The organism is Thiohalomonas denitrificans (assembly GCF_016841685.1).
GTDB classification, from domain to species: Bacteria; Pseudomonadota; Gammaproteobacteria; order Thiohalomonadales; family Thiohalomonadaceae; genus Thiohalomonas; species Thiohalomonas denitrificans_A.
In genome coordinates, this window is sequence record NZ_JAENYR010000003.1 from 1 (window position 1) to 24442 (window position 24442).

At 59.2% G+C, this 24442-nt stretch carries 21 protein-coding genes; 16 read left to right on the plus strand and 5 right to left on the minus strand.

Annotated features, from left to right (window positions below):
* Positions 1 to 493: 493 nt before the first annotated feature.
* Positions 494 to 883: a DUF6746 family protein gene (locus tag Q7L05_RS00770; protein ID WP_303900906.1), complete on the minus strand. Its 390-nt coding sequence runs from the start codon at positions 881 to 883 to the stop codon at positions 494 to 496.
* A 626-nt stretch (positions 884 to 1509) separates the two neighbouring features.
* On the opposite strand from Q7L05_RS00770, the gene nosR reads away from it, so the two are divergent.
* The 9 genes from nosR to Q7L05_RS00815 all read left to right on the plus strand — a co-directional run bounded on the left by nosR (position 1510) and on the right by Q7L05_RS00815 (position 13253).
* On the plus strand, positions 1510 to 3708 hold the full coding sequence (gene nosR / locus Q7L05_RS00775) for a transcriptional regulator NosR (RefSeq protein WP_303900907.1): 2199 nt from the start codon (positions 1510 to 1512) through the stop codon (positions 3706 to 3708).
* A 29-nt stretch (positions 3709 to 3737) separates the two neighbouring features.
* Positions 3738 to 5615 carry a TAT-dependent nitrous-oxide reductase gene (nosZ, locus tag Q7L05_RS00780; protein WP_303900908.1) on the plus strand — a complete coding sequence of 626 codons (1878 nt, stop codon included), beginning with the start codon at positions 3738 to 3740 and terminating at the stop codon, positions 5613 to 5615.
* Positions 5616 to 5685: 70 nt separating this feature from the next.
* Complete coding sequence (locus Q7L05_RS00785) at positions 5686 to 6987, plus strand: nitrous oxide reductase family maturation protein NosD (protein WP_303900909.1); 1302 nt, start codon at positions 5686 to 5688, stop codon at positions 6985 to 6987.
* On the plus strand, positions 6984 to 7913 hold the full coding sequence (locus tag Q7L05_RS00790) for an ABC transporter ATP-binding protein (RefSeq protein ID WP_303900910.1): 930 nt from the start codon (positions 6984 to 6986) through the stop codon (positions 7911 to 7913). Before Q7L05_RS00785 ends, Q7L05_RS00790 begins: the two co-directional genes overlap by 4 nt.
* Positions 7910 to 8740 carry an ABC transporter permease gene (locus tag Q7L05_RS00795; protein WP_303900911.1) on the plus strand — a complete coding sequence of 277 codons (831 nt, stop codon included), beginning with the start codon at positions 7910 to 7912 and terminating at the stop codon, positions 8738 to 8740. The genes Q7L05_RS00790 and Q7L05_RS00795 overlap by 4 nt, the downstream gene beginning before the upstream one ends.
* A 9-nt stretch (positions 8741 to 8749) precedes the next feature.
* Positions 8750 to 9262, plus strand: coding sequence for a nitrous oxide reductase accessory protein NosL (locus tag Q7L05_RS00800; RefSeq protein ID WP_303900912.1), 513 nt, complete (start codon positions 8750 to 8752; stop codon positions 9260 to 9262).
* Positions 9263 to 10075: 813 nt separating this feature from the next.
* Positions 10076 to 10462, plus strand: coding sequence for a hypothetical protein (locus Q7L05_RS00805; protein WP_303900913.1), 387 nt, complete (start codon positions 10076 to 10078; stop codon positions 10460 to 10462).
* A gap of 94 nt (positions 10463 to 10556) precedes the next feature.
* The gene (gene nosZ / locus Q7L05_RS00810; protein WP_303900914.1) at positions 10557 to 12440 is read left to right on the plus strand and encodes a TAT-dependent nitrous-oxide reductase; all 1884 of its coding nucleotides are present in this window, start codon (positions 10557 to 10559) and stop codon (positions 12438 to 12440) included.
* Positions 12441 to 12986: 546 nt separating this feature from the next.
* Complete coding sequence (locus Q7L05_RS00815; protein ID WP_303900915.1) at positions 12987 to 13253, plus strand: hypothetical protein; 267 nt, start codon at positions 12987 to 12989, stop codon at positions 13251 to 13253.
* A gap of 419 nt (positions 13254 to 13672) precedes the next feature.
* Here the strand turns inward: Q7L05_RS00815 and Q7L05_RS00825 are convergent, their stop codons facing one another.
* Positions 13673 to 14044 (minus strand): nuclear transport factor 2 family protein, encoded by a 372-nt coding sequence (locus Q7L05_RS00825; protein WP_303900916.1) that lies wholly within the window; start codon positions 14042 to 14044, stop codon positions 13673 to 13675.
* A 113-nt stretch (positions 14045 to 14157) separates the two neighbouring features.
* Positions 14158 to 15393 (minus strand): hypothetical protein, encoded by a 1236-nt coding sequence (locus Q7L05_RS00830; protein WP_303900917.1) that lies wholly within the window; start codon positions 15391 to 15393, stop codon positions 14158 to 14160.
* Positions 15394 to 15523: 130 nt separating this feature from the next.
* On the opposite strand from Q7L05_RS00830, the gene Q7L05_RS00835 reads away from it, so the two are divergent.
* On the plus strand, positions 15524 to 15967 hold the full coding sequence (locus Q7L05_RS00835; protein WP_303900918.1) for a hypothetical protein: 444 nt from the start codon (positions 15524 to 15526) through the stop codon (positions 15965 to 15967).
* 37 nt (positions 15968 to 16004) lie between these two features.
* Entirely contained in the window at positions 16005 to 16295 is a 291-nt protein-coding gene (locus Q7L05_RS00840) for a hypothetical protein (RefSeq protein ID WP_303900919.1), read from the plus strand.
* Positions 16296 to 16342: 47 nt separating this feature from the next.
* Here Q7L05_RS00840 and Q7L05_RS00845 read toward each other — a convergent pair whose 3' ends face one another.
* Positions 16343 to 16867 (minus strand): phosphate-starvation-inducible PsiE family protein, encoded by a 525-nt coding sequence (locus Q7L05_RS00845; protein WP_303900920.1) that lies wholly within the window; start codon positions 16865 to 16867, stop codon positions 16343 to 16345.
* A gap of 606 nt (positions 16868 to 17473) precedes the next feature.
* Between Q7L05_RS00845 and Q7L05_RS00850 the strand changes: the two genes are divergently transcribed.
* Entirely contained in the window at positions 17474 to 18688 is a 1215-nt protein-coding gene (locus Q7L05_RS00850; RefSeq protein WP_303900921.1) for a GGDEF domain-containing protein, read from the plus strand.
* Between the two features lie 224 nt (positions 18689 to 18912).
* On the opposite strand, the gene Q7L05_RS00855 is transcribed toward Q7L05_RS00850, so the two are convergent.
* Positions 18913 to 20121: a TraB/GumN family protein gene (locus Q7L05_RS00855; RefSeq protein ID WP_303900922.1), complete on the minus strand. Its 1209-nt coding sequence runs from the start codon at positions 20119 to 20121 to the stop codon at positions 18913 to 18915.
* A gap of 173 nt (positions 20122 to 20294) precedes the next feature.
* On the opposite strand from Q7L05_RS00855, the gene Q7L05_RS00860 reads away from it, so the two are divergent.
* The 4 genes from Q7L05_RS00860 (at position 20295) to Q7L05_RS00875 (ending at position 24422) form a co-directional block, all read left to right on the plus strand.
* Positions 20295 to 21227: an aldo/keto reductase gene (locus tag Q7L05_RS00860; protein WP_303900923.1), complete on the plus strand. Its 933-nt coding sequence runs from the start codon at positions 20295 to 20297 to the stop codon at positions 21225 to 21227.
* A complete protein-coding gene (locus Q7L05_RS00865) occupies positions 21227 to 21898 on the plus strand; it encodes a DUF6064 family protein (protein ID WP_303900924.1) in 672 nt (223 codons plus the stop codon). Before Q7L05_RS00860 ends, Q7L05_RS00865 begins: the two co-directional genes overlap by 1 nt.
* Before the next feature lie 105 nt (positions 21899 to 22003).
* A complete protein-coding gene (locus tag Q7L05_RS00870) occupies positions 22004 to 23818 on the plus strand; it encodes a sensor histidine kinase (protein ID WP_303900925.1) in 1815 nt (604 codons plus the stop codon).
* The gene (locus Q7L05_RS00875; protein ID WP_303900926.1) at positions 23805 to 24422 is read left to right on the plus strand and encodes a response regulator transcription factor; all 618 of its coding nucleotides are present in this window, start codon (positions 23805 to 23807) and stop codon (positions 24420 to 24422) included. Before Q7L05_RS00870 ends, Q7L05_RS00875 begins: the two co-directional genes overlap by 14 nt.
* Positions 24423 to 24442 lie beyond the last annotated feature (20 nt).

Sequence of the window (24442 nt, forward strand, 5' to 3'; positions counted from 1 at the left end):
TCGCTGTGGCTCCTCGCAATGACGGCTAAAGGTTCGTCACTGATTCGGGTCTGCGGAGCGGCGGGTAGTGCTCGCAATGCCATCCCCGTTCTCTCGGGTCGCTTGGTGGATGCGCTTCGCTTATCCACCCTACGGGTGATTACCTCTTTCATTCCGCCTTCGTCGCTTGGGCTCATCCTGAAGAACTTGCCCCCGCTGTCATTACGAGGAGCCTGAGCGACGAAGTAATCTTCTGCTCCCAAAGCCCCAGATTGCCGCGTCGCTGGGGCTCCTCGCAATGACGGCTGAACGTTCGTCACCGATTCGGGGCCGCGCGCCGGCGGGTACGGCTCGCAATGACGGCTAAATCTTCGTCACTGATTCGGACCTCGCAGCAGGGGGTACGGCTCGCAATGACGACTAAAGGTTCGTCACTGATTCGGACCTGCAGCAGGGGCTGCGGCCCGCAATGAGGCGTCACTGATTCGGGACCGCGGAGTGGCAGGTAGGGCACTTAATGACGAATCGCCTGTCGTGAAGCTGAGAGGTACTCACGGCTTTTAGTCAGGACGGTTTGGGTTTCGTTGGTCTCCGATGCCCTATGCACTTCTTCGAGTGTGTCGGCCACTAGTTCCAGTTCGGCCTGGATTTTCTCCAGGGCGTTTTCGAGCGTGTAGGTGTATTCGTGGATGGTTGCCAGTGAAGTGGCATTCAGCTCACCTCCCGATAACATCGCGTCCAATCTTTGGTTGTATTCGGCAAAGTTCTCCAGCGCCTGCTCAATGGTTTTGGCCGGTTTTCCTTTGAAGTGATCGATCGGTTCAGCATGAGTGATGCCGGTCATGCCCAGCCCGAGAATGCCCCCGAGTATCATGGATGTCAGATGGGAGTTGCGCTGGTTCATATTCGTCTCCTTTGTTAAGAATCTAAATGATAATGCGTATCAGTTACGTCGTCAAGCTCGCTGGTATTCGCATTTTGTCTACAAGGGGCTTGAGCATCGGCGTCCGGTTCGGGATATAATCACTGGTCCCTGGCTAGCCATATCACTGGAAAAGCCGCGGTACTCCTCTGAACTCCAAGGTGCAGTCAAACGTAAGACAGCGTCCTTGGTCCTATTGAATTAGCGATTCAATGTTCTCTCGGGATGCCCGTCATCACGCGTTTTAAGCCTCAGGGGTAACGGTTTGGTGATTCCACAAAAATGAGCATCTGTGGACCTCCCGTCCGGACCGTCGGCGCATCATTTAGTGATTGAACGTAACGCGCTTTCTGATATCAAATCCGATAGCGGCTTGTCGTTGCTCGATAAATCGTTGCTCCCCTCCAAGAGAAAACGGCCCAGCCCCGCAGCCATCTTCCCGCTGACATGGCGGGTCAACATTGACACAGGTGTGGCAAATGACATACTTAGATCCGCGCTCGTGGTATTTCACGCACGTTCAGAACCCGCCGGTTCGCAAGCAGGAAACAGCAGAGCACCGAGTACATCCGCCGCATGCAGTCGCATCAAGACATTCCGTATTTTCGATGAAAGCTTCTGACTATCCGCCAGTGATGGGTCACTGGCTCCGTTTCGTGGCGCTATCAGTCCTGATACTGCTGATGGCCTTTGGCTCGGCGCAGGCTCAGACGGCTGACGAACTCTATCCCCGGGCGCATGAATTCTTTCCCCAAGCCGATCGATTTTCGGAATTCTCCGGAGAACCCCCCGCTGCAGAGGTTTATCGCGATGATGAACTGCTCGGCTATCTCCTGGTAACCGATGATGTAGTGCGCATACCCGCCTATTCCGGAAAACCGGTCAATCTATTGGTGGGTATGGACACCTCCGGGGTAATCACCGGCGCGGAAGTGCTGGAACACCACGAACCGATCCTGCTGGTCGGTATCCCGGAACAGAAGCTATTTGATTTCGCCGACCAATACGTTGGCCTGAGCGTCAGTGATCGTGTTCGTGTCGGTGGCGGCGGCAAGGAAACGGACATCAATGTGGATGCGGTCAGTGGTGCTACGGTAACCGTCGTAGTGGTCGGCCAGAGCATCATGCGCAGTGCGCGCAAGCTTGCCATCTCGCGGGGTATCATCGAACCGACCCAACAGGTCACCGCGGAGCCGGGCCGGGTGCTCGAGGATGTCTATCGGGATGCCGACTGGGCCACCCTGACCGGTGACGGCAGTATCCGTCGCCTCTATCTTGATTTCGAATCCGCCGAGGCGGCCTTTGCGGGGACCGAGGCCGAGGGCAGAGGACCCAAGCCGGAGCCCGGTTGTGCCGAACTGCCGCAGGACCACCCCTGTCACGCCTTTATCAGTCTGTATTACACCCACCTCAATCCGCCGACCATCGGAAAGAATCTGCTGGGTGATTCCCAGTACGAATGGCTGATGGGCAAGTTGGAGGAGGGCGAGCATGCCATCGCGTTGATGGCCAACGGTGCATACTCGTTCAAGGGATCCGGCTACGTGCGCGGCGGCATTTTTGATCGCATACAGGTAGAGCAGGACCGGAAGACGATCAGTTTTCGCGATACCGACTATCACCGCCTGAGTGATGTGGATGCGGAGGGGATCCCGGACTTCCGCGAGATGGGGATCTTCATCATCCGCGAGGAGAGTGACTTCGACCCGGGCCGCGATTGGCAACTGGAACTGCTCGTCATGCGTGAAGTCGGTCCCCTGGACCGAATATTCAGCACCTTCGGCGCCGAGTACCGGCTTCCCGACGAGTATGTTGAACGGCCGGAACCGGTGGCGGCCGGTATGGGCGATGAAGAGGAGGCGATTTGGGTCTCCATCTGGCAGGACAAACCGTTCCAGATCGGGGTCCTGGCTGTTGCCCTTCTGCTGCTCACCACCATTCTCTTCTTCCAGGATTGGCTGGTGCGCCGCGCACGCCTGTTCTGGTGGGTGCGTAACGGATTCCTGGTCTTTACGGTCTTTTTCATCGGCTGGTACACCCTGGCCCAGCTTTCTATCGTCAATGTATTGACCTTTACCGATGCGGTGTTCCATGGCTTCAGTTGGGACACGTTCCTTCTGGATCCGCTGATGTTCATCCTCTGGTCATATGTTGCCTTGACGCTGCTGCTGTGGGGGCGCGGCGTATATTGCGGCTGGCTGTGTCCCTTCGGGGCATTGCAGGAGCTGCTGAACAAGATCGCGCGCTATGTCGGGATCAGGCAGTTCGACTTCCCGCAGCTGGTGCATGAGCGCCTGTGGGCGGTGAAGTACATCATTCTGGTGGTGCTGTTCGGGGTCTCCCTGCAGTCCATTGGCGCTGCCGAGCGCATGGCAGAGGTGGAACCGTTCAAGACCACCATTATGCTCAAGTTCCAGCGGGAATGGAGTTATGTCTTTTATGCCGTGATTCTGCTTGCCATATCGGTCTTCAACCGGAAATTCTACTGCAAGTATCTCTGTCCGCTGGGCGCGGCATTGGCGGTGCCGGCACGGCTGCGCCTGTTCGACTGGTGGCTGCGCCGGCGCAAGGAGTGCGGCAAACCGTGTCAGGTCTGCGCCAAAGAGTGTGAGGTGCAGGCCATTCATCCCACTGGCGAGATCAATCCCAATGAGTGTCACTTCTGCCTGGACTGCCAGGCCACTTACTGGAATGACCACAAGTGCCCACCCCTGGTGGAGCGGCGTAAACGTAAAGAGATGAGAATGGCAAAGCGAGAGGTCGCGGTGGAACTGCCGAAAAAGCACAAGGCGGACATCGGGACCTAGTTTCTATCGATCGACGAGGACCAATAATAATGAGCCACAATAACGAAAATAACGAAAACGGAAAGGTCTCCCGGCGCGCATTTCTGGGTGCCACCGCTTTTTCCGGCGTTGCCGGTGCAGGTCTGGCAACGGGCCTGCTGCCGAGAGCAACCTTTGCCGCCAACAACGAAAACGGTGTAGCCGTCCATCCCGGCGAGCTGGATGAGTACTACGGCTTCTGGAGCGGCGGTCAGTCGGGCGAGGTGCGTATTCTCGGTGTCCCCTCCATGCGTGAGCTGATGCGCATCCCGGTGTTTAACGTCGACGGGGCCTCCGGCTGGGGAGTCACGAACGAGAGTAAACGTGTGCTCGGGGATACTGCCCACTTCCAGAACGGGGATACCCATCATCCCCATATGAGTTTCAAGGATGGTACCTACGACGGCAAGTACGTGTTCATCAACGACAAGGCCAACAGCCGCGTCGGACGTATTCGCTGCGACGTAATGGTGACGGACAGGATTACCCGCATCCCCAATATCACCTCCGTGCATGGCCTGCGGCCGCAGAAAGCGCCCTACACCAAATACATCTTCTGCAACGGCGAGTTCGTGATCCCGCACCCCAACGACGGCCGTGACCTGGATGACCCGTCCAAGTACTTCACGGTGTTCAGCGGCCTGAACGCCGAGACCATGGAAGTGGATTGGCAGGTCATCGTCGACGGCAACCTGGATAACACCGACGCCGACTTCAGTGGCAAATATGCGGCTTCCACTTGCTATCAGGGCCGTGGCGAAGGGATCTCCCTGGCGGAGACCATGCGCAATGAGCGTGACCATGCGGTGATTTTCAACATCGAGGCGATCGAAAAGGCCGTGGAGGCCGGTGACTACATTACCATCGATGGCTCCAAGGTGCCGGTGGTGGACGGCCGCGGCGATAATACGCCGTTCACCCGCTATATCCCCGTACCCAAGAGTCCGCATGGCCTGAACACCTCACCGGACGGTAAGTACTTTGTGGCCAACGGCAAGCTGTCGCCGACCGTGACCGTGATCGCCATCGACAGGCTGGACGACCTGTTTGCCGGCAAGCTGGAAAATGAACGCGATGTGGTGGTGGCGGAGCCGGAGCTCGGCCTGGGGCCGCTGCACACTGCCTATGACGGACGCGGCAACGCCTACACCACGCTGTTTATTGACAGCCAGATGGTCAAATGGAACATTGAGGACGCCATTCGCGCCTACAACGGTGAGAAGGTCAACTACGTTCGCCAGAAGCTGGATGTGCACTATCAGCCCGGCCATTGTCACACCAGCATGGGCGAGACCAAGGAAGCGGACGGCAAATGGCTGGTTGCGCTTTGCAAGTTCTCCAAGGACCGTTTCCTCTCCACCGGTGTGCTCAAGCCCGAGAATGATCAGCTGATCGACATCTCCGGCGATGAGATGAAGCTGGTGCATGACGGCCCGGCCTTTGCCGAACCCCACGACTGCGTCATCGTTCACCGCAGCAAGATGAGAAACGTACAGAGCCTGTGGACGCGTGATGATCCCTTCTTTGCCGAAACCGTCGCGATGGCCAAAAAAGATGGCGTTACGCTGGAGGCGGATAACAAGGTCATTCGTGACGGTAACAAGGTGCGCGTCTACATGATCGCAGTGGCGCCTGTGTTTGGTATCGAGAAATTCACGGTGAAGCAGGGTGACGAAGTGACCGTGGTGATCACCAACCTGGACCGCATCGAGGATCTGGCCCACGGTTTCGTGATGACTAACCATGGCATCGGCTTCGGCATTGGACCGCAGCAGACGGTCTCTGCAACGTTCATCGCTGACAAGCCGGGGGTGCATTGGTACTACTGCTCCTTCTTCTGTCATGCGATGCACATGGAAATGCGCGGACGTATGTTGGTCGAAGCCTGAGTAGATGCTCCTGATGCCATTCGGCCCATCCGGCCCGGATGGCTTTTTACCCTTCCGCATTCGGCAATCCATGAACCTGGACTCACTCAAGGGCCGCGCCCTCGTTGCGCTGGTCATCATGCTTATATCCGCTCCGCTCTCCGCGGCCGAGATCCGGCTGGAGCCCGATCAACCTTTACAAGAAGTACTGGATAACGCCCGGGCGGGGGATCGCATCGTACTTGCAGCCGGGAAATACCAAGGTAACTTTCGCATCGAAAAGCCCCTGGAGTTGGTCGGCGAGCCGGGGGCAGTACTCGATGGTGGCGGTATCGACAATGTGCTTTATGTGGACGCCCCCGGGGTGCGTGTCGAGGGGCTGACCATAAGGGGCTCCGGTGTCAATCTCACCGATCTTGACTCGGCTATCTTCATCACTCCCGAGGGAGAGGGGGTCCACATCATCGGCAACCGCATCGAAGAGAGTGCGAGCGGTATCTGGCTCGACAGCTGTGACAATTGGCGAGTGGTAGGTAATCGCATTAGTGGCCGTATCGACCTGCGCTCCCAGGATCGGGGCAATGGTATCCATCTCTCCAACACCCACGGCGGCTACGTCGCCGATAACGAGATCTGGCAGGTGCGGGACGGCATCTATATCGAAACCTCCGATAACAGCACTCTGCACGCCAATGAAATGTACGACTTGCGCTACGGCATCCATTATATGTACGCCCACGACAACGCCGTGACCGATAATTATACCCACGACACCCGCACCGGCTATGCCCTGATGCAGTCGCGTCGGCTCACGGTCACGGGCAACCGCTCCGAGCGGGACCAGAACTACGGCATGCTGCTGAATTTCATTACGGATAGCACCATCTCCCGAAACCGGGTGAGTGATGCGCGCATCGGGACCAATCTGGCCGGTGGAGATATCGAGGGGGCGGATGGCAAGGCGCTGTTCGTCTACAACGCTCCCTACAACGAGATCCAGGGCAACCTTCTTGCCCGCAGCGATATTGGCATACATCTGACCGCCGGCTCCGAAGGCAATCAGTTTTGGGAGAACGCCTTCGTTGGTAACCGCACCCAGGTCAAGTATGTCGTTAATCGCGAGCAAGAGTGGTCACGTGACGGACGCGGCAATTACTGGAGCGACTATCTGGGTTGGGACCGGGATGCCGACGGTGTCGGCGACCGGCCCTATGAACCCAATGACGCGGTAGACGCGCTGTTCTGGCGTTTTCCGCTGGCGCGCATGCTGATGAACAGCCCGGCGGTGGAGATACTGCGTTGGGTTCAGCAGCAGTTCCCGGTTCTGAAACCCCAGGGGGTTCGCGACAGCTATCCGCTGATGGTGCCCCCCGAATTTGTGGAAATACGATGAGTACACCCGCAGTCCGGCTTCAAGATGTTCACAAGCACTACGGTTCACTGAGGGCACTCGATGGCCTCAGCCTGGAGGTGGGCGCCGGTGAGGTGCTGGGTCTGCTTGGCCATAACGGCGCCGGCAAAAGCACCACGATCAAGTTGATCCTCGGGCTTATCGAGGCGACCGGCGGTGACGTGCAGGTGCTGGGGCGCTCTCCCTGCGGACAGGACAACCAGAAGCTGCGCATGATGCTGGGTTACCTGCCCGAAAGCGTCCGTTTCTACGAACAGCTCTCCGGCCGTGAGGTGCTGGATTACTTTGCCCGCCTGAAGGGAGTGGATCGGAAACAGGGTGGAAGACTGTTCGAACAGGTGGGACTGGCCCATGCCGCAGACCGGCGGGTCAAAACCTACTCCAAGGGGATGCGGCAGCGCCTGGGCCTGGCTCAGGCACTGTTGGGACAACCCAAGCTGTTGCTGCTCGATGAGCCGACGGTGGGCCTCGATCCACTGGCAACCCGGGAGTTTTACCAGCGTGTCGATGAATTGCGCCGACAGGGCACCACCGTCATTCTCTGCTCCCATGTTCTGCCGGGGATCGAAGAGCACATCGATCGGGCCGTGATCCTTGCCGAGGGAAGGTTGCGGGCGGCAGGAAGTGTTGCCGAACTGCGCCGACAGGCGGAGTTACCACTCACTATCAAGGTGAGCGGCCGCTGGCCCGACGGGGTCTGGGATGATCTGACATCGCAATACGCAGTGAGCGAGACGGCCCCTGGCCACGTGACTATCAGCGGCGCAATGGCATCCAAGATGGAGTTGTTGCGGCGCGTCACTGCGCAGCAAGGGGTGGAGGATATTGAAGTGATGCCCCCTTCTTTGGAAGCGCTCTATGCCTATTTCAGCACTCAATTCAGCAATGAAGGGAACGTGCCGACATGAACGCCATCCTCAACGTAGCCCGGAAGGAATTCCGCGACGGCTGGCGCAACCGCTGGGTAGTGGCCATTACTGCCGTATTCGCCCTGTTTGCGCTCGGCATCGCCTACTTTGGTGCCGCCGCCTCGGGGATGGTGGGCTTTACCTCACTCTCCACGACCATCGTCAGCCTCTCCAGCCTGGCCGTCTTTCTGATCCCGCTGATCGCCCTGCTGCTGGGTTATGACAGTATCGTCGGCGAGGATGAACAGGGGACTCTGTTACTGCTCCTCAGCTATCCGCTGACCCGGCCGCAGCTCCTGCTTGGCAAGCTGTTCGGTCAAGGGGGGATCCTGGCAGTCGCCACCGTCATCGGCTTCGGTGCGGCGGCGGTGGTGATCACGCTGTTCAGCGACCAGGTAGCCGGTGTGGAGCTGTGGCGAGCTTTCGCCTATTTCATTTTCTCCGCCATCCTGCTCGGGTGGGTCTTTCTCACGATCGCCTACCTGATAAGCGTGGTGGCCACGGAGAAGGCGCGGGCGGCCGGTGTGGCACTGCTGGTCTGGTTCTTCTTTGTCCTCGTCTTCGATCTGGCCATGCTTGGTGCACTGGTGGCGGCAGGCAGTGGCGCTGCCGCGGACTGGCTGCCGTGGCTGCTGCTGCTGAATCCCACCGACGTTTTCCGTTTGATTAACCTGACCGGTTTCGAGTCGGCCAAGGCCTATTCCGGCCTCACCGCCATCGCCGGCGCCGATCTCTTTTCACCCCGGTTGCTGACTGTTGTCCTGCTCGCCTGGGTGATCGTACCGCTCGGCGCCGCTATCTGGTTCTTCCGGGGCCGCAACCAATAGGGAGATCACATGAACGCAGTACGCACTTACCCCGCACGGCTGCTGATGGTGGCTCTGGTCCCTCTCCTTCTGGCCGGCTGCGGCGATGAAGCCGAGCAGCGCGCGCAGACGCGTGAACCTGTGCCCATCGAACACGGTGACGAGTGTCACGTGTGTGGCATGATCATCACCAACTTTCCCGGCCCCAAGGGGGAGACCTTTTTGCGCGGTAGCGACCGGGCACGGAAGTTTTGCTCTACCCGCGATCTGTTCGCCTTTTTGCTACAACCGGAAAACGCCACGATCGTGCGCGAGATCTACGTCCACGACATGGCCCAGACCGATTGGGAGCATCCCGAAGATACTGCCCTTATCGATGCGCGTAGCGCCTGGTACGTAGTGGGCCATCCGTTAAGCGGCGCCATGGGACCGACGCTTGCTCCTTTCGCCGAGCGGGCGGATGCCGAGGCGTTTATTGCGGAACACGGCGGCGAGCGGTTGCAGTTCGACGAGATTACCCTCGATGTGATGGGCGAGCTTTAGATCTTCCTGTCGATTGTGAGACCACAGAGAATGGCGGCTTAGCTACGGTGCACGGGGCATACGACCGGGTTGCCGGGTCGCGGCGATGCAAAGGCAGGGGCCGACTACGGCAGCCCATTTTTTGCATCCCCGTGTCCCAGTGGTTTATCCGTCACTTCGTCGGGTCGGCCTTCAGGCCGTCGGTTTTGACAGCTCAAGCCCGACCCGCCGCAAACTTGAGCGGATCTGTGCCCGAGGCATAGCCCTCCGTGGCCGCCACATGCCCTTCGCTTCCTTGTCCACCTGTTGCAGATCTTGTTCGGATCCGGCGGATCGCGGAGCAGGTTTGCCATGCACATGTCTTCGTGTCCCGCTGCGTCCCTGACCATGCCGTAGGCCATCGACTCCGTGTATCGAAGCCCACTCAAGCGTTCGCGCTATCTTTTACGAAAGTCAGGATCGCCGGCTTTGATGATTTCATATGGATGAGCATCTGTGGACCTCCAGTCGGTCTATCGACACATGATTCCTTCGAAATAATGGGTTGAATGCAACGCCTTTCCTGATGCCAAACGGTTTGCGCGAATGAGGGCGATAGCGGCAGTTTGTCGCTCGTAAGCCATTGCTCCGCGCCGAAAAAACCGGTCCAACCCTTTCTGACATATCCCGTTGATAGTGCGGGTCGACATTGACAGGTGAGGCAAATGACCTAATGTAAATTCTATAAGCGGCATTTCACACAGTCGCAGAACGCGCCGCTTCGCAGCCACGCAATAGCAGCCAACGGAGTACATCCACCGCAGACAACCGCATCAGGACATAAAAATTTTTTCGATGAAAGCCTCAGACAGTCCGTTGGTGTTCGGAAGATGGCTGCGCTTCGTGGCGTTTCCGTTTTTATTGCTGCTGTTGAGCTTTGGTCCGGTGCAGGCCGGTTGTGACGAACTGCCGCAGGACTACCCTGCCACACCTTTATCAACCTTTATCAACCTTTATTACACCCAGCTCAATCCGCCGACAATCGGGAAGAGTCTGCGCGGTGATTCCCGGTATGAGTGGTGGATGGGCAAGCTGGACGAGGGCGAGCATGCCATTGCGCTGATGGCCAACGGTGCAGATTCGTTCAAGGGCTCCGGCTACGTGCGTGGCGGTATTTTCGATCGCATCCAGGTGGAGCAGGCCCCGCTCCCCTGGTGGAGCGGCGTAAACGTAAAGAGATGAGAATGGCAAAGCGGGAGGTTGCGGTGGAACCGCCGAAGAAGCACAAGGCGGACATCGGGGCCTAGTTTCTATCGAACGAAGAGGATCAATAACAATGAGCCAGGACAGCGAAAACAACGAAAGCGGGAAGGTCTCCCGGCGCGCGTTTCTGGGTGCCACGGCTTTTTCCGGCGTCGCCGGTGCAGGTCTGGCAACGGGCCTGCTGCCGAGAGCAACCTTTGCCGCCAACAACGAAAACGGTGTAGCCGTCCATCCCGGCGAGCTGGATGAGTACTACGGCTTCTGGAGCGGCGGTCAGTCGGGCGAGGTGCGTATTCTCGGTGTCCCCTCCATGCGTGAGCTGATGCGCATCCCGGTGTTTAACGTCGACGGGGCCTCCGGCTGGGGAGTCACGAACGAGAGTAAACGTGTGCTCGGGGATACTGCCCACTTCCAGAACGGGGATACCCATCATCCCCATATGAGTTTCCAGGATGGTACCTACGACGGCAAGTATGTGTGGATCAACGACAAGGCCAACAGCCGTGTCGGTCGCATTCGCTGCGACGTAATGGTGACGGACAGGATCACCCGTATCCCCAATATTACCTCCGTGCACGGCCTGCGGCCGCAGAAGGCGCCCTACACCAAATACGTTTTCTGCAACGGCGAGTTCGTGATCCCGCACCCCAACGACGGCCGTGATCTGGATGACCCCTCGAAGTACTTCACCGTATTCAGCGGCCTGAATGCCGAGACCATGGAAGTGGACTGGCAGGTTATCGTCGACGGCAATCTGGACAATACCGACGCCGATTACACCGGCAAGTACGCAGCATCCACCTGCTATCAAGGTCGTGGCGAAGGCGTCACCTTGGCGGAGACCATGCGCAATGAGCGTGACCATGCGGTGATCTTCAACATCGAGGCGATCGAAAAGGCCGTGGAGGCCGGTGACTACATTACCATCGATGGCTCCAAGGTGCCGGTGGTGGACGGCCGCGGCGATAATACGCCGTTCACCCGCTATATCCCCGTACCCAAGAGTCCGCATGGCCTGAACACCTCACCGGACGGTAAGTACTTTGTGGCCAACGGCAAGCTGTCGCCGACCGTGACCGTGATTGCCATCGACAGGCTGGATGACCTGTTTGCCGGCAAGCTGAAAACCGAGCGCGATGTGGTCGTAGCGGAACCGGAGCTCGGCCTCGGGCCGTTGCACACCGCCTATGATGGCCGCGGCAACGCCTACACCACGCTCTTCATCGATAGCCAGATAGTCAAATGGAACGTCGAAGACGCCATCCGCGCCTACAACGGTGAGGAGGTCAACTACGTCCGCCAGAAGCTGGATGTGCACTATCAGCCTGGCCACAATCACACCACTATGGGCGAGACCAAGGAAGCGGACGGCAAGTGGCTGGTTGCACTCTGCAAGTTCTCCAAGGACCGTTTCCTCTCCACCGGCGTACTCAAGCCAGAGAACGATCAGCTGATCGACATCTCCGGCGATGAGATGAAGCTTGTGCACGATGGCCCCGCTTTTGCCGAGCCCCACGACTGCACCCTGGTCCACCGCAGCAAGATGAGAAACGTGCAGAGCTTGTGGACGCGTGATGATCCCTTCTTTGCCGAAACCGTGGCGATGGCCAAGGAAGATGGCGTTACGCTGGAGGCGGACAACAAGGTGATTCGCGACGGTAACAAGGTGCGCGTCTACATGACCGCAGTGGCGCCTGTGTTTGGTATCGACAAATTCACGGTGAAGCAGGGTGATGAAGTGACCGTGGTGGTCACCAACCTGGACCGCATCGAGGATCTGGCCCACGGTTTCGTGATGACCAATCATGGCGTTTCTTTTAATATCAGTCCGCAGCAGACGGCCTCTGTCACGTTTGTGGCCGACCAGCCGGGGGTGCATTGGTACTACTGCTCCTTTTTCTGTCATGCGATGCACATGGAGATGCGCGGACGCATGTTGGTCGAGCTGCCTGAGTAGACGCCCCGTAATGCCGTCCGGCCCGTTTGGGCCGGAAGGCTTTTTATCCTTCCGCATCGGCAATCCATGAAACCGGACTTACTAGTCGGCCATGCGGAAAATAATGTAACTCTCAGCCGTTCCATAAAGCCCATAGGCAAGGCGCGCTGAAAGCACTGCCAAGCATGCAACAGTACACTGGAGGTTGTGCAGCGGTTGCGGGTAAAAGAGGGCAAGCCCTGGCGGCTTCCCAACGTAAACGAGCTCGAACTGCTGGTGGACTGTGACCACAGCAACCCGGCACTGCCGGCCGGCGAACTTCGACGACCCGGGAGAGGGATATTGGAGTGCCACCACCGCGTCTATGAACCGGACTGGGCATGGGGCCCTCTACATGGCCAAGGGCGCGATCGGCGTTGGGCAGAAGCGGGATCCGCATTTCCAGGTGATGGCGGTCCGCGTGATGGGTCTTCGGGCATGCGCGACTCCGGTCTCAGCGATTACCGCGAAAGTCGTACCGCTCTGTAGACGCTCCCGGGCACCCGTGCGCGTGGTATGCTCGAGGCCATGAGCAACAATCCTTTCAAGGCAGACCCCAATGCCATGCATTTCGCCGCCGGTGCCTTTATGGGCGGTATGACCGGCCTTGCCTTGAGCTTTGTCGGTTACCCCCAGGAGACGGCTGCGATGATCGGCTTGGCGGCAACAACCGCAGTCGGACTCGCAAAGGGGGCGCGTGATATATCCCGCTACCCTGCGTCGCGTGCATTGAAGAACGGCCTGTTGATCGCATCGGGCGGCCTGATCACGCCGATTATGCTCACTCTGCAGTAACAGCCGCGGAGTGCAGTCGAAGCCCACGCCCTCGGTATCCTTCTGCAGGAGATCGTCCTGGTGCAATTCGATATTGGGGAGTTCGGCCTGTGCGATCAGCCACTGCCCGTCTGACACCTGGGTAGCGGAAGGCTCGATGCCGACGAAGTGTGCATCCGGAAGCCGGAACGCGATGGGGATGAGATTGCCGCCGCTGGCACAGCCGAGTTCTGGAATGTGTCTACGAGAACGGGCTGCTTTCGTAGGGTATTTCGTCGTAAAGACTTACCGCTCCAGAAAAGTAGGCAGTTGCCCTGAAGACAGAGATGGGGGCGGTTACCCCAACTGGCAAGTCCAGCCAGGTTCGGGAGTATCGCGTCTCGACGGGGTCTCGCAGATTGTAAGCGAGCGGCTGTGAAAGCCCGCTCGCTATTTTTCATTTAGCGCTTGGGTGATTCGTCCCACGCCTGCACATCAATTTCACGGATGATCTTGTCGTCCTTTAGCTCGGCCAGACTGTTCATGAACACATGCGTGCCATCCGGGTACTCGCACTCCTCGGAAAAGGCCAGACTTCCGTCGCTCGTCAGTTCCCGGGTCACGTGGTGATTCAGCTGCCGGCTGAAGATGTCCCGATAGTAGTTCCCAATGGCATCTTTACCTTTGAGTTCCAAAGGGCTGCTTGGCGGGTGACTGTGATCGATAACCCGTAGCTCGGCATTTTCGTCGTACATGCTGAGCAACCGGTCCAGATCGTGTCCTTCGATTGCGCTATGCAGCGTGCTGCAAACCATCTCACTTGCCCCTTTCATGACAACCTCCTTTCCATGAATTGGATGCCCTTGAGTCTAAGCCAGAATGTATCGAGTGCAAGGGGTCAAAAGCACAGCGTTTTGGATCGGCTACGCGGCAGCCTGCCGGACTTCTATGAGGTATTCTCCATGCGAAACCAGCAGCGGGGACGCGCCTCCTCGTCGTATCCGGCCCCTCGGGTGCAGGCGCCTGTACGGGAGCTGTTGTCGGAGAACGGGGCGTTCTCGTCGACAGGGCACAGTGCTCCGGCGATAAAGGTATCGAGGCGACACTGAGGACCGGGGTAGCCATGTATCAGGGTGGTGGGCCGCTGCCGGGTATCGCGCGCGGTAAGCTCCGTCGGCTCCATCTCCCTGGCGTACGCAAACCATCGGGAAAGCGTGAGTCCGGCGAGGATGTTTCGCCGGCAAACCGAACGTTCGTCGGCGTTACGGTAATTGGCCACACAGCTCGCTTCAAGATCTTCGGGCACCGCTTCGGTCTGGTGTTGAGGATACCTGGTTACCTTCAGGTAAAGTTTCATGCACTTCGTTGCGGCAAAGTAGTCCGCCTGTCCCTCGGAACTGTACCCGAGCGCGCGGGGGGCGCCGCCCAGGTGATGTCCTATCTCATGACAGATGACCATGGCGTAGGCATCCCGATTCAACATCGGGTGACGAGCCAGCCCGCCGTCCAGTTCAATCTCGCGGATCTGGTTGATTTGCTCTTCTTCCCGGTCATACTCCTCCATCAGCCACGATACCGCCCCCTCTCTCTGTTCTCTCCACTGTCTCTTCACGACGAGTTGCTTTTCATGGTCTGCAAAGGCTCTGGCATAGAGGCCGGAGATGGTGTCAATGATGTAGCTGAAGCTCTCTTCGTCGACATCATTGATGTCGTAGGGATAAGTGGTTTGGCTGTCCCGTTTGCGGTTGCTGGGCAGTATGCAGCGTGTATGAAGCTTTTCGTCGCTGCCGTAATACCCGATCTGGCCATCGAAAAAGTCGATGTAGCGGAATACCCCGTCGTTATAGCGGGCTGAAGTCCAGTAGCGTCCTTTTTCCTTGAAGTTGGAAAACGTGTCGTTCGTTCCGTTTTTCGCACACCCCCCGTCGACCTGCGGGAACTCGGGGACTATCTCCCTGAGTTCAAGTTCGGCATGGCAGAATATCTTCGCCATCTCCTCCATCGAGGGCAGGGTCATGCCCTTGTCTTTGCACGCCTCCAGGGCTTCATGCCACGTGTAGGCGGCGCCGCCCGGTTCGTCCGCCGGGGCCAGCTGGAAGTCGAAATCCTCGGGAAGGGCATCGGCGGGAAGAGTCGGGGAAGCCAAAAAAATGACGGTAGCAAGGCTGAACAATCGTTTCATGGGTCCTCCGTGACTCATGAAGAATGGGGCCAGTTCGCTTTGACCATGCCGGGCACCCGGGTGGAGGCCGTGCTGAGAGAAAAGCACAGCAGACGCTTTTTGCCATGGTCTGAAGGTCGTGGTAGCGGCGGTGGCCGAAGAGTTCCGGCTGAGCAACTGGGCCGCCGTCTCCATCGTGATAGCCGTTATGCTGTTCCTGGGCAGCGCCTCCGCGTTCAGCTTTAGCCCCATGGAGTGGACCATTGCCGGTGAACCGGTGCTTGGGGTACTGGATCGACTGTCCGGCGGCAATGCCATCATCTTCTCGTGTAGTCGGTGCGGCGCTGTTTTGCTGATTTATTCGGCCGCATCGGATCCGTACCGTACTGGGTACCGAAAACCGCTGGTGGGAGTGGCGTATCTATCTGATTGGGCGTTATCTGCCGCTTTTGATGGCCGTCTGGATTCTGCTGACTTACGCCTTCGCCCAGCTGGAGCTGGTGCCTTGACCGTGGCAGCCCGTGGAATGCCTGCCGGTGCAGGTGTTGCGCCGGACGAATTGATTCAGCTCAATGTTGGTTCGGGCTGGTTGTGAGACAATCGGACTCCATTCCACAAGCACTCGAGCCTTCATGCCTACACTCCTTGGTCTTCCATTACGCGCCGGGCGCGGCGTGGGGCGCACTCTCGGCCAGCAGATAGCCTTTGGCTTTGCGCTGCTGTTTTATTTGTTGGCTGCGGGCTGTCTGGTGTCGTTCTTCGTTTATACACCCCAATCCTCCATTGACCCGATTCATGCCAGCCTTGTGGCCTGTGTGATCTTTTTCGTGGGGGCCGGTTTTGTGCTGCACATTGTTGGCTCGGCACGCCTGAAAGGGATTCTCTCCGGTCGCGACGACTACGTCGTCGACTCCGATTCCTGAAACCGATTCACCGGGGATGTACATCTTCGGGATCGATGGTCACCGGATCATCGGCCCCGCGGCTCGTCCGTGTACTCTTGCCGCAGCAGCACTTTCCGCGGGTGTTTCCAGGCAACCAGCCAGTAGGTGATGCCCAGTGCAATCAGTAATGCGCCGGTTGCCCAGATATATCCCGGGTCGAGCGTCTGGTAGTCGAAAACGATCACTTTCCGCGCCACCGCCATCAGTGCGGTGGCGATCACCAGCTTGACGTGGATGACATCATCGCGCAGGTAGAGCGTGATATTAATGAAGATCTCGATGGCGATGAGCACGGCCAAAAAGGCGCCGAAGGTAGCCAAAAGGTCCTGGATTTCCAGCATGAGCAAGGGTGGCTGGACCAGCCGCTGGTAAAGCACATACACCACGTCGGCAACCCCCCACAGGATCACCAGCGCCATCAGCACCGAGAGGGCCCGCACCGCATAACTGATGATCCGGTGCAGCACCTTGATCAGGGGATCTTGCTGGGTAGTGGTAAGTCCAGCGTGGTCGTTTTCCTCGACGTCTTCCCGGTGACGGTTCGGCTGCATGGGTTTTTTTCCTGGCTAAGAAGAGAAGCGCGTGTTCGTCGCAGCGTGCAAGAGCTGAAAGTCTGTCTGGAAGCGTTTGCTCCGGTCAAGGATTAGGCCTGTAAAGATAGCAACCGCATACATTTGGTGACGAACCCGGAATCAGGGACCACTACAGGGATAAAAGATGATGCAGGAGCATCGTCTTTCATCCCTGTAGGCTGGACGGCAGCATCCCTCGAAGACTGCTCACTTGACAATACGCTCCATGCACTGTCTACCACCGCCTTGCATGGCGGTGTGCATTGTTCTACCTCCTGCATCCATGCAGTCGTGCTGCCGACGACCCGATATCGAGCACTTGCATCACTCGTCTCAAAGTATGCGGTTGGCCTGCCTGCCCCCGCCCATGGGCTGGCGATTACCAGCTTGACGTGTATTATGTCATCCGCACAGATCAGCAATGGCCTCTATGAGGATGGCTATCGCTATGGGTCGGTATGACAGGACCGGCAAACGAAACAAGATCGGACATGGTCCGTTGAGCAATACTGCAATTTGAAGGGGCCGTCGGAGATAACTACGTGCACCTCCCGACCCCTGCTAACCCCTACTGAGGAGCCTTTTTTGGGATTTTCCACCGGCCGCAGAGTCATATCTTTTTTGCTGCCCGGAGGGTTACTGTTCCTGGGTACACTTATCGCGGTACGCTATCCCGCGTTTCTTCACTGGAGCGAACCTCTCGCCGGCCTTTTTGCTGCCGCCGCGCTTGTGAGTGCGCTGCTTCTCGGCTGGCGCTTTGACCGCAGCCGCCTGGTATTCGCCGCAGTGATTGTTGCCATCGCCGGGTGGGTGCATGGACACTTCGGTATTCCGTACGGCCATCTCCTGGAGCAGGTAACGGAGGCGGTGGCGATCCTGCTGCCCATCAATATCGCGCTACTGGCATTGCTCAAGGAGCGCGGCATCTTCACCTGGCACGGCTCCGTTCGCTGGGCGTTCGTCCTCGCTCAGCTCCTGGCGGTGTGGGGGTTGTTCCATTACCAGCAGTACCAATGGCTGGACCTGCTTGATACCCGCATCATCAGTTTGAAGCAAGTCCCTGATTTCAGCTTGGGACAGCCGGCGCTGCTGGCCTTTGCCATTGGCTTGACTGTCACCGGGTATCGCGGACTGCGCCACCACAGCGCAATGGACAATGGCCTGTTCTGGGCGCTGGCACTGATGCTCTACGCGCTACTCGTGCCAGCAGCGCCGCAAACAATCACCAACCTGTTTACCAGCACCCTGCTGATCCTGATTCTGGCGGTGCTGGAGGTCTCTTACAGCATGGCCTTCCACGATGAGCTGACGGGGCTACCGGGCCGTCGCGCCCTCAATCAGGCGCTGCTGAAGTTGGGCGGCCGCTACACCATCGCCATGCTCGATGTGGATCACTTCAAGAAATTCAACGACAGCTATGGTCATGATGTCGGGGATGAGGTACTGAAGATGGTGGCCGCGCGCTTGTCCAGGGTTACCGGTGGCGGAAAAGCCTATCGCTATGGTGGCGAGGAGTTCACCGTCCTCTATCCGGGCAAGTCGATGGAAGCTACCCTCCACCACCTGGAGCAGCTGCGCGAGACGATCGCCTCATCGCCGTTCACCGTGCGTGGTAAGGGGCGCCGCCGCAAAAAGGGTGCAAAGCCAGGGAAAGGCAGCAACCGGACCGTGAACATCACCGTAAGCGCCGGAGTCGCCGAGCGCGAGGGGAGTGGCCGAAATCCCCAAGCTGTTATTAAGGCGGCGGATAAAGCGCTCTACCGCGCCAAAACAGGTGGCCGGAATCGCGTGGCCAGCTAGCAGACGTCGACTTAGGTATGGTGTCCGCTGGACAGCTTTCTTTTTCCCGGTATCGGGGACCCTGGTATTGCCGATCTGCATCCGGCATCGTCGGCTTGGCACCGCCTCAAAGGATCCTCTCCGGGCGCGACGACTACATTATCGACTCCGACTGAAACGTTGCATTCCGATCACCGATATGGATTTCGCTGCATGTATTTCCCGGGAGAAGGGCGGCGATGTATTCAGCCGCCAAGCAGGTGATCATAAATACGGAATCCGGCCAGATAGGTTCCCAGAGAGGAGCCCAGGCCGGCCAAAAAGAACACCAGCAGGGTGCGTGAGACGCGGTTGCGCCACCAGCCACGGAGCGAGGTGACATCGGAGCGCAGGGTGCCGAAGTCGGCCACACGCGGTTTGCGCAGCCACACCTCGACCGCCCCGGCCACCATGCTCGCGCCAATCATCGGGTTGAGCGAGGTCCAGGGTGCGGCGATAAAGGCTGCGAGGATGGTCAATGGGTGGGCGCCGGCAATCAGGGTGCCGACGGCTGAAAGTGTGCCATTGATGAGAATCCACTCCCACACCAGTAGTCCGCCCAGTTCGGGACTGCGGGAAAAACCGATGGCGAAGCCGGTCAGTATGACCGCAACGATAATCCAGGGCAGTACGCGCGGCCAGCGCGCAGGTGGCGGCAGCGCTTCCAGTTCTGCAATCGTCGCCTGTGGATCGATACATCCTTCGCCCCGGGAGAGATAGTCGGCGAGCCCCTTCAGGTGACCGGCTCCGATTACTACCAGGACCCGGCGGTAGTTCTCCGCGTCGGCCTCTTCGCACAGGCGGGCCGCCATGTAGCGATCGCGCTCGTCGATGAGCGGTCCCTGGAGAGTGGCGGAGCGCTCGGTGAATTCCGCGAAGGTGGTTTCAAGGATATCGCCCTCTTTCAGCCGCTCTATTTCCTCCTCACTCACCTTTTCCCGGGAAAGAACACTGGCCAGTAGTCCGCCCAACAGGGTAAACCTCTGCGAGCGGGGTGTGCTGCGGTAGGTGCGCTTCAGCGTGATACCAATGTCGCGATCCACCAGCAGAACGGGGATGCTGTGGGCCAGCGCCCGTTCCACCGCCGCCCGCATCTCTGCACCGGGCTCCACACCGAACTGGTCCGCGAGGCGCTGCTGATAGGCGCCGAGAGCCAGGGAGGCGGCCAGCATCCCCGCCTTGCCGTCGCGGATGAGCCGAAAGAGATTGGTCTGCCCCCAGACATCCGGCGTGGTCAATGCCGCGTGGCGGGAGGGACAGAGCTCCACGGCCACCGCATCATATTGCCCGCCATCGAGCTGTCTGGTGACCTCTTCGGCGCTGGCCCGCGAGACATGGGCGGTGCCGAGCAGGGTGAATTCGACATTACCGCGCCGGACGACGCGGATGGGTTCCTGGCTGAGGGATGTAGGCATGGGTTCCGGGCGTTGTGGTGGCTAGGGGGAATTATCGACCACCCGTGCAGTGGGAAACAACCGCCACGTTCGATTGCCGGTGAATGGAGGCGTGAAAGCCGTATAGGGATGTATCCTTTCTGCATGGCAAGATTTTTGTCTCCCTTGCCCGCCGGCTTCAAAGAGGAGCACCGATGCGCATAATCGCCCCCTTGTCACGACGACGCTTTCTCGGCGCACTGGGTTGGGCCATCGCTCTCGGCGGAATCTCCAGCGGTTTTGGTGCCAATCGGGAACGGCCGGTAAACACCAAACCTGTCCCCGGTACGGGCGAACCCCTCGCTGTCATCGGCATGGGGACCTGGATTACCTTCAACGTCGGAACCGACCCGCTCCTGCGTGATGAGCGCACCGAAGTACTGCGCACCTTCTTCGAGCTCGGCGGTGAGGTGATCGACTCCTCGCCCATGTATGGATCGGCGGAGGCGGTGCTCGGCTATGGCCTGGAGAAGCTCGGTTATCCGCCGGACCTGTTTGCGGCTACCAAGGTGTGGACCTCGTCGGGGGCCGAAGGGCGCTCCCAGGTTGCCGAGTCGCGGCGCTTGTGGGGTGTCGAACGTTTCGATTTGCTGCAGGTGCATAACCTGGTGGCCTGGCGAGAGCATCTGCAGACGCTGTTTGCCATGAAGGAGGAGGGCAGGGTTCGTTACGTTGGCATCACCACGTCCCATGGACGCCGGCACAAGGATCTGGAGGCGATCATGCGCAGCCACCCTGTCGATTTCGTTCAGGTGACCTATAACGCCGTCGATCGTGAAGTGGAATCGCGCATTCTGCCGTTGGCAGCAGAACGCAATATCGCTGTGATTGCCAATCGTCCCTATCGGGGCGGGTCGCTCATCGACAAGGTACAGCGCCACCCACTGCCGCCTTGGGCAGAGGATTGCGGCTGCCGCAATTGGCCGGAATTTCTGCTCAAGTACATCGTCTCCCATCCGGCCATCACCTGTGCCATACCGGCGACCACCCAGGTTGAGCATATGCGCGAAAACATGGGTGCCGCCACCGGTTCTTTGCCCGGTGCAGCGATGCGTGAGCGCATATCGGCCTACGTCCGGGATCTGTGATGGGCGAGTGGCAGGGCTACCGGCTGGAAGACCTGCTGATGTTTACGCCGGAGGTCTACTTCCGGTTGTTCGAGCGTTACAACGGAATGGTGTGGCCCGGCCATTTAGTGGCTTTTTCGGTCGCGATCTGGATGTTCGTCGGCACCCGCGATAGCGGGCCGCGGCAAAGCCGCTGGATTGCCGGCGTACTCGGTGCCGTCTGGCTGTTCATCGCCTGGGCCTTCTTTTTACGTTACTACGCCGAGGTCTTCCTGGCCGCGCCCTGGTTCGCTGCGGGGTTCGCATTGCAGGGTTTGCTGTTGGTTGTGGCCGGCGGCTCGGGGCGACTGCGTTTTGCCTGGCGGGTGGATGCGGTCGCAGGCGTGGGAATTACCCTGCTGCTTTATTCCGCCCTCGGTCACCCGCTGGTCGGAATTTTCGCCGGGCGTGACTGGAATGGCGTCGAACTATTCCTGTTAGCCCCTGATCCAACCGCTATAGGAACTCTCGGCCTTTTGTTGATGAGTTCCGGCCGGAACCATTGGGTGCTGGCCGTGGTGCCGCTACTATGGTGCCTGATCAGCGGTGCGACCTCTTGGGTCATGGGGGCGTACTCGGGCTTGGGTATTCCCCTTGCAGCGGTGGTCGCCCTGGCGTCAATGGCCTGCCGGAGCTTGGGGCCGTGCCGTTGATTCCTGTTCAGCGGCTCATGTTGTCGATGGGCAATTCCAGACCTGGGCTCAACCGCATCGATTCCACGTGAGCCATAAGGCCGACTCGATTAGAATGGCGGTACGATGATAACTCGAGCGAGCTTTTTACGTGTCCCGCTGCTGATCGGACTTCTGACACTTCTGTTCGCCTCCTCGGTGGTTGCCGCCGAGGTTCGTATCGGCGTACTCGCCTACCGCGGTGTCGAGCAGGCGGTCGAGACCTGGGGCGGGACTGTCGAATATCTGCGGCGGACCCTTCCCGGCCATGAGTTCCGGTTGCTACCTCTCGAGTTTATTGCACTGGATGCGGCGCTGTCCGCCGGAGAGCTGGACTTCGTACTCACCAATCCCGGCAATTATGTGCAGCTGGAGGCCGCATACGGGATCTCGCGCATCGCCACTGTAGAGTCGCGCATCACCGATGACCCGAATTACAGCATTGGCTCGGCTGTGGTCGTACGCCGGGACAATCAGGCTCTGCAAGAACTGGATGATCTGAAGGACCGTTCTCTGCTGGCCGTGGACCGCGGCGCGTTCGGCGGCTATCAGGTGGCGGAGGCATCGCTGCGGGCAGCCGGGGTTGAACCCGAGGACCTTCGGCTTCGTTTCATCGGTTTCCCCATGGACCGTGTGGCCCATGCGGTCGCTGCCGGGGAGGCAGACGCCGGTATCCTGCGGGCCTGTCTGCTCGAAAGGATGGTGGCTGAGGGACAGCTGCCCCCAGGAGAATTGCGGGTGCTGGCGCCGCAAAACCACTACGGCTTCCGCTGCGCCGCTTCGACTCCCCTCTATCCGGACTGGCCATTCGCGAAGGCCCGGCACACGTCGCGCGAGTTGGCGAAACGGGTGACACAGGCACTGTTTGCCCTCGAATCCGATGAAGCTCCGGCCGCATTTACGGGTTGGACCATCCCCGTGGACTATCAGCCGGTCCACGACCTGTTTCACCGTCTGGAACTGCCGCCCTACAGTCGTGATTCACAGATGACGCCGGTGGAAATGGTTCGACGCTATTGGCCGTGGCTGCTGGGCCTGCTTCTGTCGGCGCTATGGGTGGTGTGGCATACTGCTCGGGTGGAGCAGCAGGTGCGGGTTCGCACGGCGCAGCTTTCTGCGGCCAATGAACAATTGAAACAGGCGATGCAGGAACAGGCAGCGGCGGAGAGGGTTATCCGCCAGCGGGAGGCGGAATTGGCCCACGCAGCGCGGGTGAATACCGTGGGTGAACTGGCGGCCGGAATGGCCCATGAAGTCAACCAGCCGCTGGCGGCCATCGGTAACTACGCCGAAGGGTGTCTGGTACGGCTGCGGCAAAAGGAAGCCGCGCCGGAGCTGATCGATGCACTGCGGGAGATCGACACTCAAGCGGCCCGCGCCGGAGCCATTGTTCACCGTTTGCGTAGCTTCCTTCGCAAGGAGGAGCCGAGGCCCGTGCCGATCGATTTGAACGATGCGGTAATCGAGGCGGTTTCACTATTTGCGCCGGAGGCGCATCGGCATGGAGTGGCTTTGCAGACTGTTCTGGCGCCGTCGCTGCCGCGGGTATGCGGCGAATCGATTCAGCTCGAGCAGGTCGTTTTGAATTTGATGCGCAATGCGGTGGAGGTGCTGGAGGAGGCCGAGTGCGAGCGGAGAGAGATCGAGGTCATCTCCGCCCGCGTAGCCGATGGCGTTCGGGTTACGGTGATGGACTCCGGTCCCGGCCTGAGCGAAGAAGCGCGGCAGCATCTGTTCGAGCCGTTTTTTACCACCAAGCCGCAAGGCATGGGTCTGGGGCTTTCCATCAGTCGCAGTATTATCGAGGCGCATGGTGGTGGGCTGGCGGTGGCCGATGCTCCGAACGGTGGTGCCGCCCTGGAATTTACGCTGCCCGTAGCGGAAGACGATGATGAACTTTGAGCCGACGCTATTCGTAGTGGATGACGACGAGGCCATGCGCCGTTCGTTGAAATGGTTGCTGGAGACGCTGCGGCTCCCGCTGCAGACGTTCGACTCTGCGGAGGCTTTTCTGGAGGGTTACCGGGGTGAACCTGGAGTTCTGATCCTGGATGTACGCATGCCGGGAATGAGTGGGCTGGAATTGCTGGAGCGGTTGGCTGAAAGTCATCCCTCCCTGCCCGCAATCCTGCTAACAGCCCACGGCGATGTGCCGATGGCGGTACGGGCCATGCGTGCCGGTGCCTTCGATTTCGTACAGAAGCCCTACAATGGTCAGGCACTTCTCGAGCGGGTACAGGCCGCGACAGGAGAGGCTCGGCATCGGCACCAGCGGCAGGGTGAACGCGATTCGGCCGCTGCCCGGCTGGAGTCGCTGACACCGCGGGAGTGCGAGGTACTGGAGCTGGTTGCGGCTGGCGAACCCAACAAGCGTATTGCCCGGGAGCTCGGTATCAGCCTCCGGACCGTTGAGGTTCACCGTCACAATCTAATGGAAAAGCTGGATGCCCATACCGTTGGGAACGTGATTCGACTCTATCTCTCCGCCACGAAGGGGATCCCTTAAGTAAAAACCACAATACGCCT